General features: G+C 38.3%; 17 protein-coding genes (1 of these 17 cut by a window edge). 6 read left to right on the plus strand and 11 right to left on the minus strand.

Translation table 11 applies throughout. The features are described 5' to 3' along the window. From ygfZ to NMG88_RS22665, 5 genes are all read right to left on the minus strand, one after another. On the minus strand, positions 1 to 302 hold the 5' end (the start) of the coding sequence (gene ygfZ / locus NMG88_RS08480) for a CAF17-like 4Fe-4S cluster assembly/insertion protein YgfZ (protein ID WP_042155936.1). The gene continues 757 nt to the left of window position 1, outside the view; 302 of the gene's 1,059 nt are visible here — the first part of the coding sequence; it begins with the start codon at positions 300 to 302; its stop codon lies beyond the left edge, outside the window. 57 nt (positions 303 to 359) lie between these two features. Beyond that, entirely contained in the window at positions 360 to 758 is a 399-nt protein-coding gene (locus NMG88_RS08485; RefSeq protein ID WP_026786267.1) for a hypothetical protein, read from the minus strand. Positions 759 to 929: 171 nt separating this feature from the next. Next, the gene (locus tag NMG88_RS08490; RefSeq protein WP_042155931.1) at positions 930 to 1,310 is read right to left on the minus strand and encodes a Fur family transcriptional regulator; all 381 of its coding nucleotides are present in this window, start codon (positions 1,308 to 1,310) and stop codon (positions 930 to 932) included. A 104-nt stretch (positions 1,311 to 1,414) separates the two neighbouring features. After that, positions 1,415 to 1,732: a hypothetical protein gene (locus NMG88_RS08495; RefSeq protein WP_026786265.1), complete on the minus strand. Its 318-nt coding sequence runs from the start codon at positions 1,730 to 1,732 to the stop codon at positions 1,415 to 1,417. Between the two features lie 460 nt (positions 1,733 to 2,192). Then, complete coding sequence (locus tag NMG88_RS22665; RefSeq protein WP_235753017.1) at positions 2,193 to 2,567, minus strand: DUF6629 family protein; 375 nt, start codon at positions 2,565 to 2,567, stop codon at positions 2,193 to 2,195. Positions 2,568 to 2,629: 62 nt separating this feature from the next. On the opposite strand from NMG88_RS22665, the gene NMG88_RS08500 reads away from it, so the two are divergent. Then, positions 2,630 to 4,684, plus strand: coding sequence for an NAD(P)H-quinone oxidoreductase subunit 5 (locus NMG88_RS08500; protein WP_042155928.1), 2,055 nt, complete (start codon positions 2,630 to 2,632; stop codon positions 4,682 to 4,684). Positions 4,685 to 4,788: 104 nt separating this feature from the next. Continuing rightward, positions 4,789 to 6,372 (plus strand): photosynthetic/respiratory NAD(P)H-quinone oxidoreductase subunit D1, encoded by a 1,584-nt coding sequence (gene ndhD1, locus NMG88_RS08505; protein WP_254035315.1) that lies wholly within the window; start codon positions 4,789 to 4,791, stop codon positions 6,370 to 6,372. A gap of 253 nt (positions 6,373 to 6,625) precedes the next feature. On the opposite strand, the gene NMG88_RS08510 is transcribed toward ndhD1, so the two are convergent. Continuing rightward, positions 6,626 to 7,003 (minus strand): hypothetical protein, encoded by a 378-nt coding sequence (locus NMG88_RS08510; RefSeq protein WP_071782919.1) that lies wholly within the window; start codon positions 7,001 to 7,003, stop codon positions 6,626 to 6,628. Positions 7,004 to 7,077: 74 nt separating this feature from the next. Between NMG88_RS08510 and NMG88_RS08515 the strand changes: the two genes are divergently transcribed. Continuing rightward, positions 7,078 to 7,296, plus strand: coding sequence for a DUF433 domain-containing protein (locus tag NMG88_RS08515; protein ID WP_026786262.1), 219 nt, complete (start codon positions 7,078 to 7,080; stop codon positions 7,294 to 7,296). 74 nt (positions 7,297 to 7,370) lie between these two features. Here NMG88_RS08515 and NMG88_RS08520 read toward each other — a convergent pair whose 3' ends face one another. Further along, a complete protein-coding gene (locus NMG88_RS08520) occupies positions 7,371 to 7,589 on the minus strand; it encodes a hypothetical protein (RefSeq protein WP_026786261.1) in 219 nt (72 codons plus the stop codon). 132 nt (positions 7,590 to 7,721) lie between these two features. Between NMG88_RS08520 and NMG88_RS08525 the strand changes: the two genes are divergently transcribed. Both NMG88_RS08525 and NMG88_RS08530 read left to right on the plus strand, forming a co-directional pair. After that, positions 7,722 to 8,192 (plus strand): DUF29 domain-containing protein, encoded by a 471-nt coding sequence (locus NMG88_RS08525; protein ID WP_026786260.1) that lies wholly within the window; start codon positions 7,722 to 7,724, stop codon positions 8,190 to 8,192. A 93-nt stretch (positions 8,193 to 8,285) separates the two neighbouring features. Then, positions 8,286 to 8,609, plus strand: a complete 324-nt coding sequence (locus NMG88_RS08530) for a DUF433 domain-containing protein (RefSeq protein ID WP_254035316.1) — start codon at positions 8,286 to 8,288, stop codon at positions 8,607 to 8,609. Positions 8,610 to 8,640: 31 nt separating this feature from the next. Here NMG88_RS08530 and NMG88_RS08535 read toward each other — a convergent pair whose 3' ends face one another. Next, positions 8,641 to 10,389 carry an Rqc2 family fibronectin-binding protein gene (locus NMG88_RS08535; protein ID WP_254035317.1) on the minus strand — a complete coding sequence of 583 codons (1,749 nt, stop codon included), beginning with the start codon at positions 10,387 to 10,389 and terminating at the stop codon, positions 8,641 to 8,643. A gap of 111 nt (positions 10,390 to 10,500) precedes the next feature. Further along, positions 10,501 to 12,423 carry a GTPase family protein gene (locus NMG88_RS08540; protein ID WP_227364929.1) on the minus strand — a complete coding sequence of 641 codons (1,923 nt, stop codon included), beginning with the start codon at positions 12,421 to 12,423 and terminating at the stop codon, positions 10,501 to 10,503. 135 nt (positions 12,424 to 12,558) lie between these two features. On the opposite strand from NMG88_RS08540, the gene NMG88_RS08545 reads away from it, so the two are divergent. After that, entirely contained in the window at positions 12,559 to 13,641 is a 1,083-nt protein-coding gene (locus NMG88_RS08545) for an AI-2E family transporter (RefSeq protein WP_254035318.1), read from the plus strand. Positions 13,642 to 13,658: 17 nt separating this feature from the next. Here the strand turns inward: NMG88_RS08545 and NMG88_RS08550 are convergent, their stop codons facing one another. Together NMG88_RS08550 and NMG88_RS08555 are read right to left on the minus strand one after the other, a co-directional pair. Beyond that, positions 13,659 to 14,924, minus strand: coding sequence for a glycosyltransferase (locus NMG88_RS08550; protein ID WP_042155912.1), 1,266 nt, complete (start codon positions 14,922 to 14,924; stop codon positions 13,659 to 13,661). A gap of 7 nt (positions 14,925 to 14,931) precedes the next feature. Beyond that, positions 14,932 to 15,150 (minus strand): DUF2442 domain-containing protein, encoded by a 219-nt coding sequence (locus NMG88_RS08555; protein WP_227351126.1) that lies wholly within the window; start codon positions 15,148 to 15,150, stop codon positions 14,932 to 14,934. Positions 15,151 to 15,224 lie beyond the last annotated feature (74 nt).

Genomic DNA, 15,224 nt, shown 5'->3' on the forward strand with positions numbered 1-15,224 from the left:
ATCAAAGCTGTTGCTAAATCAAGAGTTCGAGCCGTAGAAGTGACAAATACGGTATCACAACCTTCTCCGGGTTTGAAACTCTGAATGGAATTGGTGCTTTGATTATGTAAAAATCGGAGTCGATCTGCTCCCGAAATTTTTAATAGTCCCCAGTAAGACCGATCATAGATCGCAACACCCTGTTTTGTGGCGGTGATAGCCTCAGCCTGATTGCCAAAACTCATGGGAACGCTTTCGCCTGTGTTTAAGGTTCCAAAAATGGCCCCCATAGAGGCTTGTAAATTCTGTAATTCTGAAATCATGGTGGGAGTCAGGAGATTAAATTTTTTTTCAACATTGATGAGTATAGAGAATTAAGATCAAGAATGGGGAGCGTCTGAGGGCAAATGAGCAAATAAGTCTTGAATAATTTTACGAGTTTTATTTTCTAGGTTCTGCCAATTTATATCTCCTATTTCTTGATCAATTAAACTTATATCAATTTCAACCTCAAAACTTTCTTGGGTAGTATGGGTCAGGTAATAGTTTTGAAAACAGATCTGATAACACAATTCCCAAATATCGACACTAACGTGCTGACCATTATGCTCTAATTCTAACCGATATCCAGGGAAAGGATCTTGGACTTCCTGATAACTTCCTGTCCAGATAGATTCGTCTAATTGTTTACGGATGTTGTCTAGGAGGCGAATCAAAGCAGGCTGCATCAGGAGTTCGGCTTGTTGCCAAGCTACGGGATCTTTAATTTTGGGTTTCATAATATCTGAATCTTAAAGGGATTTTTCTATTGTCTCAGTTCATGCTGAAAGTGCGAAATTTTATTTGATTTAGAGATAGTAAATAATTGTCATGTATTTTTTAGTTTTAATTAACTATAAAAGTCTTCGTCACATAGAACCGATTACTGATTACTGATTACTGATTACTGATTACTGATTACATTGCTCGCATAACCCAAAAAACTCTAGGGTATGGTAATAAATTTTAAAATTGTGGGATTGTTCCAGTTCAATTTCTAGGTGATGGACAGGACATTCATCCAGGGGAATCGAACGTCCGCATTCCACACAGGTGAGATGATGTTCGTCTTGCTGCATACAACTATAAACCGCTTCCCCCGTTGTTAAGGTTCGGACATGAATTAACCCTTCCCGTTTCAAAGCATCCAAAGAGCGATAAACCGTGGCTAACCCCATCATTTGGTTTGTTTTCCGCAACTCCAAATAAAGATCTTGAGCAGAAACCGATCGTTTTATGGTTTTGAGTTGGGTGAGAATCCGGTCTTGACTGCGGGTGCGACGAGGTTTCATTATTAATTATTTGCAAATCTTAGCCTATTTCACCGGCTATTCTACCAGGATACAATAAATACAGAAACCCTGACCTGTATGAACGGCTGACGGATTGGCGAAGATTATTTCTCATCGTCTAAGGGATGAAGTGATGGCTTCTTAAATAAAGATTTGACCTGAGCTATCCCAGATTGGAGTTTTTTTAAGGGTTGAATTTTTTGAAATACCATAATCCCACCGGTCACTAACATCCAGAGCAAGCCCAAACCATTGAACAATACATAAAGTGGTTCTAAGGTTTGTCCTAAATACTCGCCTTCGTGGATACTCATGAGGAGATGAACTTGGTCGCGGGATAGTCCCAGCCAACTTTTCCCGACCCGATAGAAAACACCTGTGGTAACGGTAACGAACAAAGGCAGTAAAACAATAGGTGCCAAGGTACGATGCCATTTTCTCAGGTGTTGATTCGGGTTCATAAATATAGTTCAGCCAAAATTCAACGGGACTGGGCGGATTTGAACCGCCGACCTAGCGCTTCAGATTTGTGTGAGTTTCCCCACTCTCTGGACTATTCCTTCACCGTAGGCGGGTGTCGCCCGTAGGTGGTGGCCGTTTGTCTAAAGAATAAAATTATTATTCCCTAGAGCCAGTCTCTGCACCTTCTTTCCCCGTTGAGAGGGAAAGCTTGGCTCAAGATTACCTTATCGGTTTCCAGACTTAGGCTTCCTTGAGTTTGACCACATTCACTCACGGGGTTTCCCCACATGGTGCCCGATTCTTCAGGAGGCGCTTGCTCTATCCACCTGAGCCACAGCCCCAAATTAACACTATTTCCATGATAGCATGATTTGTTCTCAATCTCATTCATCATTGAGAAAAGATTTTAGATAAAGATTTTTAACCCTGGGGCAACGCTGTTTTCCAGTTCAAAAATATAAATAACAAAACACTTAATAAATAAACTGAGATTGGGCAAATAATCAACCAAAATGCCGTAGCAAAAACCAAAAAAACGTAGATTCCTATATAATAGACACGGGATGATTGGTTGTCTAAATTTAACCAAACTACTCCCTCAAAAAATTGCTGAATTGCGAATAACAATGGAAAAGTTGCTAATAAAAGCTGCTTTTTCGAGGTTGTTTGTGTCGGCGTTGCAACGCCTAACACGGATAATGAGAAACTGGCGGTAAAACTGGCGGTTGCTGAAAAGCACATAAAAACACTAGACTCGGTGAGTCCTTCGGGTTCTAAAATCTGCCCAAAATCCATAGTAGGGTAAAATTATCAACAGTTTTGGCAAGTTCATTAAGAACTATAAAGTTGACATAGTTATGGAACCTCTCTATCAATACGCCTGGCTAATTCCCGTGTTGCCCCTATTAGGTGCGACCTTGGTTGGAGTCGGGCTAATTTCTTTCAACACCGCCACTAACAATTTGAGACAAGTTTGTTCAACCTTCCTGGTCTCAACGTTAGGGGCATCAATGGTCTTATCTTTTGCTCTGCTTTGGAGTCAACTCGACGGTCACGCTCCCTACACCTATATTATTGACTGGGCAGCGGCCGGAGACTTTAGACTAACAATGGGTTATACCATTGACCATCTGGCGGCGGTGATGCTGGCAATTGTGACAACGGTGGCTTTCCTAGTCATGATCTACACCGATGGTTATATGGCCCATGACCCCGGATATGTACGCTTTTATGCCTATCTGAGTTTATTTAGTTCTTCCATGTTAGGGCTAGTAATTTGCCCGAACTTAATTCAGGTTTATATTTTCTGGGAACTGGTGGGGATGTGTTCCTACCTATTAATTGGGTTTTGGTACGACCGCAAACCCGCCGCCGATGCTTGCCAGAAAGCCTTTGTCACCAACCGAGTTGGGGACTTTGGTTTACTCTTAGGGATTTTAGGCATCTATTGGGCTACCAATACCTTTGATTTTAGCCTCATGGGAGAACGCCTAGAACAAGCCGTAGAAACCGGTTCCTTGAGCGTGATTTTAGCCACGTTATTAGGGGTATTGATTTTTCTTGGCCCCGTTGCTAAGTCGGCCCAATTCCCCCTTCATGTTTGGCTTCCCGACGCCATGGAAGGCCCGACCCCAATTTCTGCCCTAATTCACGCCGCTACGATGGTGGCCGCCGGGGTGTTTTTAGTCGCCCGGATGTACCCCGTGTTTGAGGGGTTGCCGATAGTGATGAATATTATTGCCTTTACTGGATGCTTTACGGCATTCTTGGGGGCCACTATCGCCCTAACCCAAAATGACATTAAAAAAGGGTTAGCCTATTCGACTATTTCCCAACTGGGTTACATGGTAATGGCGATGGGGGTGGGGGCCTACAGTGCCGGACTATTCCACCTGATGACCCACGCCTATTTTAAAGCCATGTTATTCCTGTGTTCGGGTTCAGTCATTCACGGCATGGAGTCTGTGGTTGGCCATGAACCCGTTCTGGCCCAAGATATGCGTCTGATGGGCGGGTTACGCAAATATATGCCCGTCACCTCCGCTTGTTTCCTGGTGGGAACTTTAGCCATTTGTGGTATTCCCCCCTTTGCTGGTTTCTGGTCAAAGGATGAAATTCTTAGTAATGCCTTTGCTGCTAACCCGATATTATGGTTAGTCGGTTGGTTAACGGCCGGAATGACTGCCTTCTATATGTTCCGAATGTATTTCATGACCTTTGAAGGTAAATTCCGAGGTAATGACACCACCATCCAACAAAATCTGTTAACGGAAGCCAATGGCCCCCAATTTGCCTTTGGCCCTGGAGCCATGAACCCGGACGAGTTAGCCCAAGGCGACGATCACGGCCATAGCCACGATCCCCATGAGTCCCCAGTTACCATGATTTTACCGTTAATGGTATTAGCGGTTCCTTCGGTATTAATTGGGTTAGTGGGAACTCCATTTAATAATATTTTTGAACTGTTTATTCACGCCCCTGGGGAAAGTGTGAAACAAGTTCAGGAACATCTGGCTGAATTTGAATTAACGGAATTTTTGATTATGGCAGGAAGTTCCGTTGGTATTGCTTTAATAGGAATTAGTATTGCCTATTTGATGTATTTGGCGGGTAAAATTGACCCCGCCGCGATCGCTGCCAAATATCCAGCCCTTTACAATTTTTCCAAAAACAAATGGTATCTCGATGATATTAACGAAGTGCTATTTGTTCGAGGTAGTCGTCGGTTAGCCCGACAAGTTATGGAAGTAGACTATCGCGTTGTCGATGGTGCCGTTAACCTTACCGGGTTAGTCACCTTAGTCACGGGAGAAGGCTTAAAATACCTAGAAAATGGTCGCGCCCAATTCTACGCCCTGATTGTATTTGTAGCCGTTCTCGGCTTCGTTGTCTTCTCAGGAATTACTGGGTAAATTAATCAGTTAACAGTTATCAGTTAACAGTTATCAGTTAACAGTAGTTAGACCTGCTAACTGATTGTAGCTTAATTTTAATTCCTTCATTCAGTGCTTGATCTATGGAACATTTTCCTTGGCTAACAATAACCATCTTATTTCCAATTATCGCCGCCTTACTGCTCCCAATTATTCCAGATAAAGATGGAAAAACGGTGAGATGGTACGCTTTAATTGTGGGACTAATCAATTTTGCTATCCTCATTTATGCCTTTAATACGGGATACGATTTCCAGACCCCAGGTTTACAACTCGTAGAAAAATATACTTGGGTTCCCCAAATAGACTTAAATTGGTCTGTAGGGGCAGATGGGTTATCAATGCCCCTAATTATTCTGACAGGATTTATCACCACTTTAGCGACTTTAGCCGCTTGGCCTGTCACCCTAAAACCGAAATTATTCTATTTCCTGATGTTATTAATGTACGGCGGACAGATTGCTGTATTTGCCGTTCAGGATATGTTGCTGTTCTTTTTAGTCTGGGAATTAGAATTAGTTCCGGTTTACCTAATTCTGTCAATTTGGGGTGGAAAAAAACGCCTCTATGCTGCTACCAAATTCATTCTTTATACAGCAGGAGGTTCGCTTTTTATCCTAGTTGGTGCTTTAGCAATGGCATTCTTTGGAGATACCGTCACCTTTGATATGCAGGCGATCGCAGCCAAACACTATCCCCTGAATTTGCAACTGCTATTATATGGCGGTTTCCTAATAGCTTACGGGGTGAAATTACCAATTTTTCCCCTGCATACTTGGCTCCCCGATGCCCACGGAGAAGCCACCGCTCCCGCCCATATGTTACTAGCAGGAATTCTGTTAAAAATGGGGGGATATGCGTTACTAAGAATGAACGTCGGAATGTTACCCGATGCCCATGCGACTTTTGCTCCAATTTTAGTAATTTTAGGGGTGGTTAATATTGTCTATGCCGCCTTCACTTCTTTTGCCCAAAGAAACCTGAAACGGAAAATCGCTTATTCTTCAATTTCCCACATGGGTTTTGTGTTAATTGGGATGGCATCCTTCACCGATATTGGTATGAGTGGAGCGATGTTACAAATGGTTTCTCACGGGTTAATTGGGGCGAGTTTATTCTTTTTAGTCGGCTGTACTTACGACCGTACCCATACCTTAATGTTGGATGAAATGGGTGGGGTTGGTATCAAGATGAAAAAGGTCTTCGCCATGTGGACAGCTTGCAGTATGGCGTCCTTAGCATTGCCGGGGATGAGTGGATTTGTGGCCGAGTTAATGGTATTTATTGGGTTTGCCACCAGTGATGCCTATAACTCAACATTTAAAGTGATCGTGATTTTATTAGCAGCCGTTGGAGTGGTTTTAACTCCGATTTATCTGCTTTCAATGTTGCGTGAAATTCTCTACGGCCCCGAAAATAAAGAGTTAGTAGAACATGAAAAATTGGTGGATGCTGAACCGCGAGAAGTGTTCATCATTGCCTGTTTATTAGTGCCGATTATTGGTATTGGGTTATATCCGAAAATATTAACCCAAATGTATGATTCTACAACCACACAGTTAACGGCATTAATCCGTCATTCTGTGCCAACTTTAGCGCAAAAGCCAGAAGTTAAACCGAGTAAATGGAAATTCCTATCTGTGACCGCGCCTAAAATTGGCAATTAGTTAGTGATCAAATATTAGTGATTTCATAAACCTGATTTCTTCAAGAAATCGGGTTTCTTTTTATGTGTTATAGCGCTACGCACTCTTATAGCAGGTCGCGCTGGCTGGTTTACGATGGTCAAGCCTTAAATGTTACCACCAAGACACAAAGACACAAAGAAGTTGTCAACATTAACCTGCTCATTGATATAACTCTTTTCCCGTTGTCTCAACAACTCTGAAACTAAAATATTAGCATCAACAACTAAGTGCATCATTTTAAGGGTTGACTTAAATCTAAAGCTTCAGCTAATTCTTCCGGTGTTATATCTGTTTCCTCTAAAAATTGCTTAACCGCTTGGTCAAATTCATCTAGTGCTTGTTTAACTTGCTGTTCAGATGGTTTTTTAAGAGTTACGTTAAGTTTTAAGTTTTTTTCGGTTTTTTGATAGGGATTTAAAAGATTAAAAATTTCATCTCGATTAACTGTTTCAGAGGTTTCTCCTTCTTTAATCGCATTTTCAAAAGCAATATCTTCTATGACTTCCACGATTAAATTAGAAATCATTTTTTGATCCTCTTGAATCAGTTCTCGAATCGCCTGTTTTAGAGCATCTTTAAGTTTATTGTCATCTAAGGTAATGGGAATCATAGTTAAGGGGAGGGATGGAGTTAGTATAATTATAAGCGATGCTTAAACAATTAATCTAATTTGAGGCTAAAATCATGTCTGAGAATTCATCTATAATTAGTATATCTACTGAAATCATGGGAGGAACTCCAGTATTTCTAGGGACAAGAGTTCCCATACAAACGCTATTTGACTATTTAGAGGCGGGAGAGTCTATTGATGATTTTTTAGATGGATTTCCAACTGTTAGTAGAGAACAAATTATTGCCTTACTGGAAGAAGCTAAAAAAAACTGTTCAGCAGGATTGCTATAGTAAGCTTTGCGGTAATGGTAACTCGCTTTTTATTTCAACCCTTCTAATAATTTAATTTTAGCTAAACAGTTACTTTAAAGCAAACGTAACCATTTTTCTTCCTGTTCATTTCTTCGGGTAAAACCACGATTAGAAAAAGAAATACAAACAGGCTTTTTAGTATCACAATCTACAAAGTTATATACCCAACTAGCTCCTGTCCACCATCTTTCATCAACTTCATAGATGGTTCTTAAACTTTTGGGATCATAAACACCAACTTTTTGACCTTTGGAGAATTTCGGCTTGTCCATTATTCTACCTCCTTCAATCTCAATAAAAATAATAAAATAGGATCAGGGTTAGTTTTATTATAACCGATCGCTCCTCATCTAACAAAAAAAGTTAAACTATACAAGACATGAGTGTTGAGAGGTGATTTTTTTATGAATCCTCAGTTATCTCAAAGAGAGTCAAGTGATTTAACCCTTTATGAGCAAGATTATTATTTATGGATTCAGAAAACTATAGAAAAATTACATCATAACCAATTTCAAGAGATTGATCTTCAAAATTTAATTGCCGAGTTAGAAAGTATGGGAAGGAGTGAAAAACGCTCTGTTCAAAGTAATTTAACAGTTTTGTTAATGCACTTACTTAAATATAAATATCAACCGAATCAACGATCTCGAAGTTGGAGGAGTACAATTGTTGAGCATCGACGACGTTTATTAATTTTGTTTAAAGATAGCCCTAGTTTAAGGGGATATGGTCAAGAAATTTTTGCAGAATGTTATCAAGATGCACGTCAGGACGGGACAACGGAAACGCAATTAAAAGTTAGTGTTTTCCCTGATGAATGTCCGTTTAATTTAGAAGTAGTTTTGAGGGTTGATTATTTGGCTGTTGAAGAATAAGCGATCGCATTTTAACTCAAATCATTGAGAAATAGGACAGATAACAGAATAAAAATGATAAAATATCCTTAACTATGCCTGTATTATATTAATATGACTCTAACAGAATTCCAAACTCAACTTTTGTCTCTTACTCTAATTGAAAAAGCGGAAGTGATTCAAGCGTTAACTCAGACTTTAAGCAATGGTTCACGGGGTATTATTAAAACCCCTGGGGTAATAGGTGGAGATGCTTGTATTGCTAATACCAGGCTTCCGGTTTGGCTATTTGTGAGTTTACGCCGTCAAGGTGCGACGGATGCAGAAATTTTGCAATTATATCCCCATCTAACGGCGGCTGATTTGTTGAATATTTGGGTTTATGCAGAGGCGTATTCTGAAGAAATTGAACAAGCATTAAAAGAACAAGAAGAATAAATGTAGTAGAGAGTTGAGCAATGGCTAATCTTTATACAGATGAACAGTTTCCATTACCTATTGTAGTATTATTAGGACTTCCCCAAATTACGGTTTCATGTTTATAAATAACCATCCCAGGTTTAGCCCCTTTAGGTTTATAAACGTGCTTAGGTTTAGTATAAATAACCGGAACTTGTTCACTATTTCTAGCCCGACTATAATAGGCTGCTAAATTAGCCGTAAACTTTAAATCAATATCATCAGCAACCTGTCCGGGATTTAATCTTAATAATACATGACTTCCGGGGATTTCTTGAGTATGAAACCATAAATCATAATCCGTTGCTAGTTTAAAGGTTAACTGATCATTTTGACGATTATTTCTGCCAATTATAACCTCAATCTGATTCGGGGTTTGATAACGATGGAATTGTGTTGATAAAGTAGAATTAGGACTACGATAATTAGGAATATTAATATAACCTTGTTGAATTAATTCCTCTCGAATTTCGGCTAAGGTTTGTAAATCTTCGGCGGTTTGATAGGTTTCAACTAAACTAATCGCTGACTCGACTTGTTCTAAATAGTTAATTTCGGTTTTAACTGCATTTAGTAGGGGTTCAACGGCTATTCTCGCTCGTTTTAACTTTTGATGTCGTTTATATAAACTTTGAGTGTTTTGGACGGCATTACTCTCTGGATTTAAGGGTATTTTAACAGGTTCTCCCGTCTCAAAATCCGGTAATTTAATCTCCTTCATTCCCGGTTTCCATTCGTGTAGAAATGCCATTAATAAATCCGCTTTTGCCCGATAATCGTCCGCTTCATCGGATTGTTGTAACCTTTGAATAAATTGATCTGCTTTAACTTGTAGTTTCTTTAAAACACTATTAAGTTTTTGACTAACTTGATGGCGCAGTTGGTTAAATTCCTGTTGATTTAACTCATTTGTATAATAAGTATTAATTAAAATTTGAACCGATTTAACTTCAGCAATAATTTCTACATTCCAAGGAATAATATCATAACCTTTTGTGGTATTATAAGGAATAAAACTATTATTTTCTAAGGTTTTTAGCCAAGTTTGCCAACTTTGAAATAACCGATGCCAATCTTCTGAATTTAACGTATTTGTGGGTTGAGTTGGATCTAAACTCGCGGATTCAATCATTGCTTGAACTAACCCAGAACTTAAACCTCGATAGTTTTTTAATAGTTGTTGTTTTAACGCACTGGGAATTAAACTCACCCGCTCTTGCCAAAGGGATTGATCTTGATTTAAACTCGGAATTGGTTCGGTTAATTTAGGGGGGAGTTCATAGAATTGATTAGTTAAAATTGGTCTAACACTCGATTGTTGTAGATTCACTTGATGGGCGGCCGTTACAATAATATTGTCCGATCCCGTTAAAATAATATTACTATATTTCCCCATAATTTCCACATACAAATGCCAGAGGGGATCATCCCCCGGACGTTGGGCAAATTGCAGATCTAAAACTCTTTCCCAGGGGTCAAATTGCCGAATTTCAACTAATGCTAATCCCGCCAATTGATGACGGAGTTGATCACTAAAAGTAAAGGTATCAGGAATGCGAGGAGGAGGATCACCGATGCAAATTCTGGCTGCTTGGGGATGGCAAGAAATATCAAGCCAGCCTCGACTTTTTAGGGTGCGTAAGCCCAAAGAAATCGTAAAGCGATCGCGTTGATACACCTGTTCTAACCGCGATGGAAGCCAGTCTTGTCGCAGTTCATAACAGCTTGCGATTAATGTTGTTAAATCAAAAGATTGCATAATATTTGTCCGATCACCTTAACATTTCCCCATTATCTCATTATTTTTCCCCACCTGACCTAATATTTCAAAATCAGATGGTTTGGGAGAAACATCTCTTGGTTTAACTCGTTAAACTTTTCCCTGGTTTAAATAAAATTGAAACCGTTGCTGCATTTGTTCTATTGTTAGTTTTTGTGTCCAATATTCCACTAAAGCATGACCAAATGCCCAAGGGTTTTTTTCCGAGGGATTGTGATTTTCTAAAAGTAATGGCCAGAGAACTAATAAATCAAAATTCATCGAATCAGACTCTCCTGAATTTAATAATAAAAACAAGTCATAAGCCATCTGTAATTTCCCAATTACCACGGGCAATTGTTCGACGGGAATTTTTTCTGCGAGTAATAATGCTAAAGTCGGAGATCCTGTGGCTAAGGTGGAAATAAAACTCAGAATTGGACTTTTTAATAAAGCCGCTAATCCTTGAGTTGTTGCCATTTGAAAGGTATAATGATCAATTATTTTAGCCGTTGCTAAAATCTGGGCTTCTTGATTTTGTAAAAATCGAGCTAAACGTATTTGTTTGGCGGGATTAATCGTTTCTAAAATAGCAATTGATAACCTATCTACTCCCCAAGGTTGGCGCTGGGTTTGACTATCTTGGGTAACAATTGGTAAGACGCGATCGCAATATTCTCCTAACTGTTCTAATCTGTATTCTGTGGCTTCTCGAATTGATTTTTCCTTGGGACGATTTCCCCATTGCCAATCATAGGGCGGCTGCCATTCGCGGATAGGACGTAAGCGATCAACTTGGGTGACAATTGTAATAATAGGTAACTCTAATTCCTGCTGTTTAATCTCGCGTAAAAAATCCACATCTATCTGCAAAGCTGGGTCAAGGGCAGGAGTTATTAATAATAATAAATCCGCGTTAGTTGCATAGTCTAAAACCTGTTCTCGTAACTCAGGATGATGCACCTGTTCATAACCCGGAGTATCCCATAAATTGAGGCTTTCTCCGATGTCAGTTTGCCATTGATAATTTTGAATCTGCTCGGTACTGGGTAAGACATCAACGACGGCTTGATCCATTTTAAATAGGGTATTGATCAAACTACTTTTTCCTGCCCCTGTACGTCCAACTAAGAGTAAATTAACGGGTTTTTGTTCTAAGGTTTTAACGGGTTCTGTTGTTGTTAAAATATCCCTAATAGTTTGGGTTTTTGCTTGGGGAAAGGAAAGATTATTAACCGAAAATTCCGTTACGGGTAAAGTGTCTCCACCATAAAGAGCGATCGCTTGACAACACAAATTTCTCAAAGCCACTTCTCGCAAAGATTGACCCAAATTACCTAACAATTGTTGTGTGGCTTGATTGGTAGTTTTTTGAGTCGAAACTCGTGCTAAAGCCGATACTGGATTTAACAGCCATTGCGCCCAATTCCAAACTTTTAAAAGTTTACGAGCCGAGGGTTCTAATTTCTGATAAACTTGATAAGTTTGATAGGCTTGTCCAACGGTAACTTGATTTAATGCTGGAGATAATTTTTGGATTAATTGATCTAAATCATCCATAGTTCCCCGGATTAATTGATAGGCTTGGGGAATATAAATACTCAAAAGAGGATATTTAACTTCAGGATGATAAATATTAGCAACAGTTGTCACTACATCTTGACAGCGTTTCCAAAAAATTGAACTTTCTTCCCAAATTAGCGGATCATTCTGGGCTGCTTTTAAAATTTCTTGTAGGGCTATTTCGACTTGAGTAATATTGGGATTTGTAGCAGGTTCTAATCTCGATTGATCTAAGGATAATTCTAGTTCTTGATTAAATTTAGCGGTGATAGTTTCCATCTCTTTAAGCATCGGTTTAGTCCATCGGACTAATAGCCAACGCCAACCCACAAAAATCAGGGTAAATACCGCCCAAATCCAATTAATTCCCCAATTATGAATCGTGACCCCCGCCGCCGTTAGCAAAAAAATCACAATCATTGCCATCGGTGTGATCAATACCATCCATTGCCATAGTTTGAGTCTAATCATCGTTGCTTCCTCAAAATTTACAGACTATTTTTAAAGATAGATCATTTAATTAGAATTTAACCGATCAAGAAAGTGCGATTGTAAGTTAACAAGATCCGCTAAAATGTTAACGTTGGCTAAAATTGAGTCGTTCTAATGGATAATTTACCCCCAAATTCTCAGGATAGTGCTTTTTGGCACCGGATTCACACTAATGGTTTAGTGCGGTTTTTATTATTTTTTGCCTCTGGATGGGCATTAATTATGATTTTTAACTATTTTGAAAGTATCTTTTTTACTTTTATCTTAGCCGCTATTTTTGCCTTCTTTCTCAACTATCCTGTGCGATATTTAGAACGCTATTTAGGTCGAGGATTTGCGTTAGGAATTGTCATATTTCTGAGTCTATTTATGGTTGTTGCGACCGGATTAGCCTTGGGAACTATGTTTTTTAATCAATTTCAACAACTTCTTAACCTTATCATCCAAAGTTTAACATCAACAGATAATCCTTTTGACGACTTACAAAAGTTTTTAACATATCGTAAAATTAATGTTAATCTCGCTCCCCTAGAAGCTGAATTTAATAAATCTTTAGTGGCACTAGGCAGTATTCTTGTCGGTACTTTTTCTTCTTTACCGAATGCGTTCATTTCATTTGTAATTATCTTTGTGATTTCCTTTTTTATGCTGATTGATGGGGAAAGGCTATGGTTTTTACTATTAAAAATTATTCCTTATGACCATCGTAATCAGTTTTCTTTAGCTGTTCAAAGAAGTTTTTTAGGTTTTTTTAGAGGTCAACTTTTACTCTCGGTTTTCTTGGGAACATCTAGTTTTATCGTTTATAGTATCCTGGGAATACCTTTTTCTTTGTCTTTAGCTATTATTGTCAGCTTATTTGATTTCATCCCAGGAATAGGGGCAACTTTAGGAATTTTAACAATCAGTTTAATTATTTTAATTCAAAGTGGTTGGTTTGTGATGTTAAAAGTAGTGGTTGCTAGTGTGATTTTACAACAAATTCAGGACAATTTTATTGGCCCTAAAATCATGCAAAGTTCTGTTAATATTAACCCTGTAGTTTTGTTTTTTTCGTTAATGATTGGGGCTAGAATTGCTGGAATTTTAGGCGTATTTCTATCCGTTCCCATTGCGGGCGTGATTGTTAATTTATTAGATATTGAAGAAATGCAATCTAAAGAGGGAAGTAAGGATGCTCTTGAAGTTAAATTTTGACCTAAAAACCCGGTTTCTTATGAGTAAGTTCTTCCTTTCCAACTTCCTCCTTTTCCTCGCCAATATCTCAAGGCTGAATCTAAAGTCATTAAGGCATATAAAAATCCAATAAATGGTAAAGTTAATCCCCAAATAGGAGAAAGTTGATACAGTTTTAAGGTGGGATAATAGGCAATTTCCATCAATAACCCAGTTAATAAAGCTAAAAGGATAACTAAGCCATTTCCATGAACAATTCCCCAAATTAAACTTAAAGGTGACATTAAATAAATCAGAATCATCCCTATTAGGGTTAATCCTAATAAAATAGTAGAAAAATTCAGTTGACTAAATGCTGTTCTGGCTACCATATCCCAAATACTTAATAAATTAGGATAGGGTCTTAAACTCTGGGTTGTTTCTGTTAACCCTAACCAAATAGGATGATAGGATTTTGAGGTAAAAGGAAAGATAAAACTCCCAATAGAAAACCCCTGATTTACAGTAGTAAATAACTGATCTTCTCCCCCTTTGCTAAGGGGAGTTGGGGGGGTATTCTTCACCGCTTGAGCTAAAGAACAATCATCAATTAATGCTTGTTTTAATATTGCTAAACCCCCAATTCTAGTTAATGCTTCCTGATGAATTAGAATACATCCTCCCGCCGCCGCCGCTAGTTGACTTTGGGGATGATTTACCCAACGAAAAGGATACAATTTTTGAAAGAAAAATACAAAAGCAGGAATTAATAACTTTTCCCAAAAACTCTGACAACGTAATAAAACCATTAAGGAAACTAACTGTAATTTTTCGGTTTCAGCTTTTTCAACTAATTGCTTTAAATTATTAGGAGAATGTTCAATATCAGCATCGGTAAATAAAATATATTGGGGGATATAATTTAACATAGAAGTATATTTAACTCCCTGTTCCATCGCCCAAAGTTTCCCCGTCCATCCCGCAGGTAAAGGTTGAGAGGTAATAATATTTAACCTGTCTGTTTGATTTGATAATTTAGCAGTTTCTTGGGCAATATTTGCTGTATTATCACTACTTTGATCATCAACTAAAATAATAGAAAATGAACCAGGATAATTTTGATTAAGAAGCGATCGCAAACTGGTAGAAATTAAATCTGCTTCATTTCTTGCTGGTACAATTACAGCAACGGAAGGATAATTTAATAAAGGTTCTTTAACCTCAAAAAGCCGTTGATCTCCTCGCCAAAATTGTCCTCTAAATAGTAATAATATTATCCATATTATTAACGACAATAGCGTTAAAATTAAAATTGAATTTTCCATTTTACAATCAATAAATACTCGCGGTTTTTAACTGTATCGGTTGCTTGGATAAATAGGAATACAATACATCAGGATCTAAGTCAGCACCGCTATCCCAATAAACAGTTCCCCACTCGCTAGAAAGTTTAACTTGATTAAAGTAATCAGGGTTTTTTAGAGGTTCAAATATCCCGGTAAACTGAACGAGTTTAGACACATCAATTACCCCTTCTACTCCATATATCATAAAATTATGATTAATTCAATAAAAAATATGATAGAATATCTATAACCAATTAAAAAAATGATATTCTCAGAAAC

Origin of the sequence: Planktothrix agardhii (assembly GCF_904830935.1) — a bacterium.
Lineage (GTDB): Bacteria > Cyanobacteriota > Cyanobacteriia > Cyanobacteriales > Microcoleaceae > Planktothrix > Planktothrix agardhii.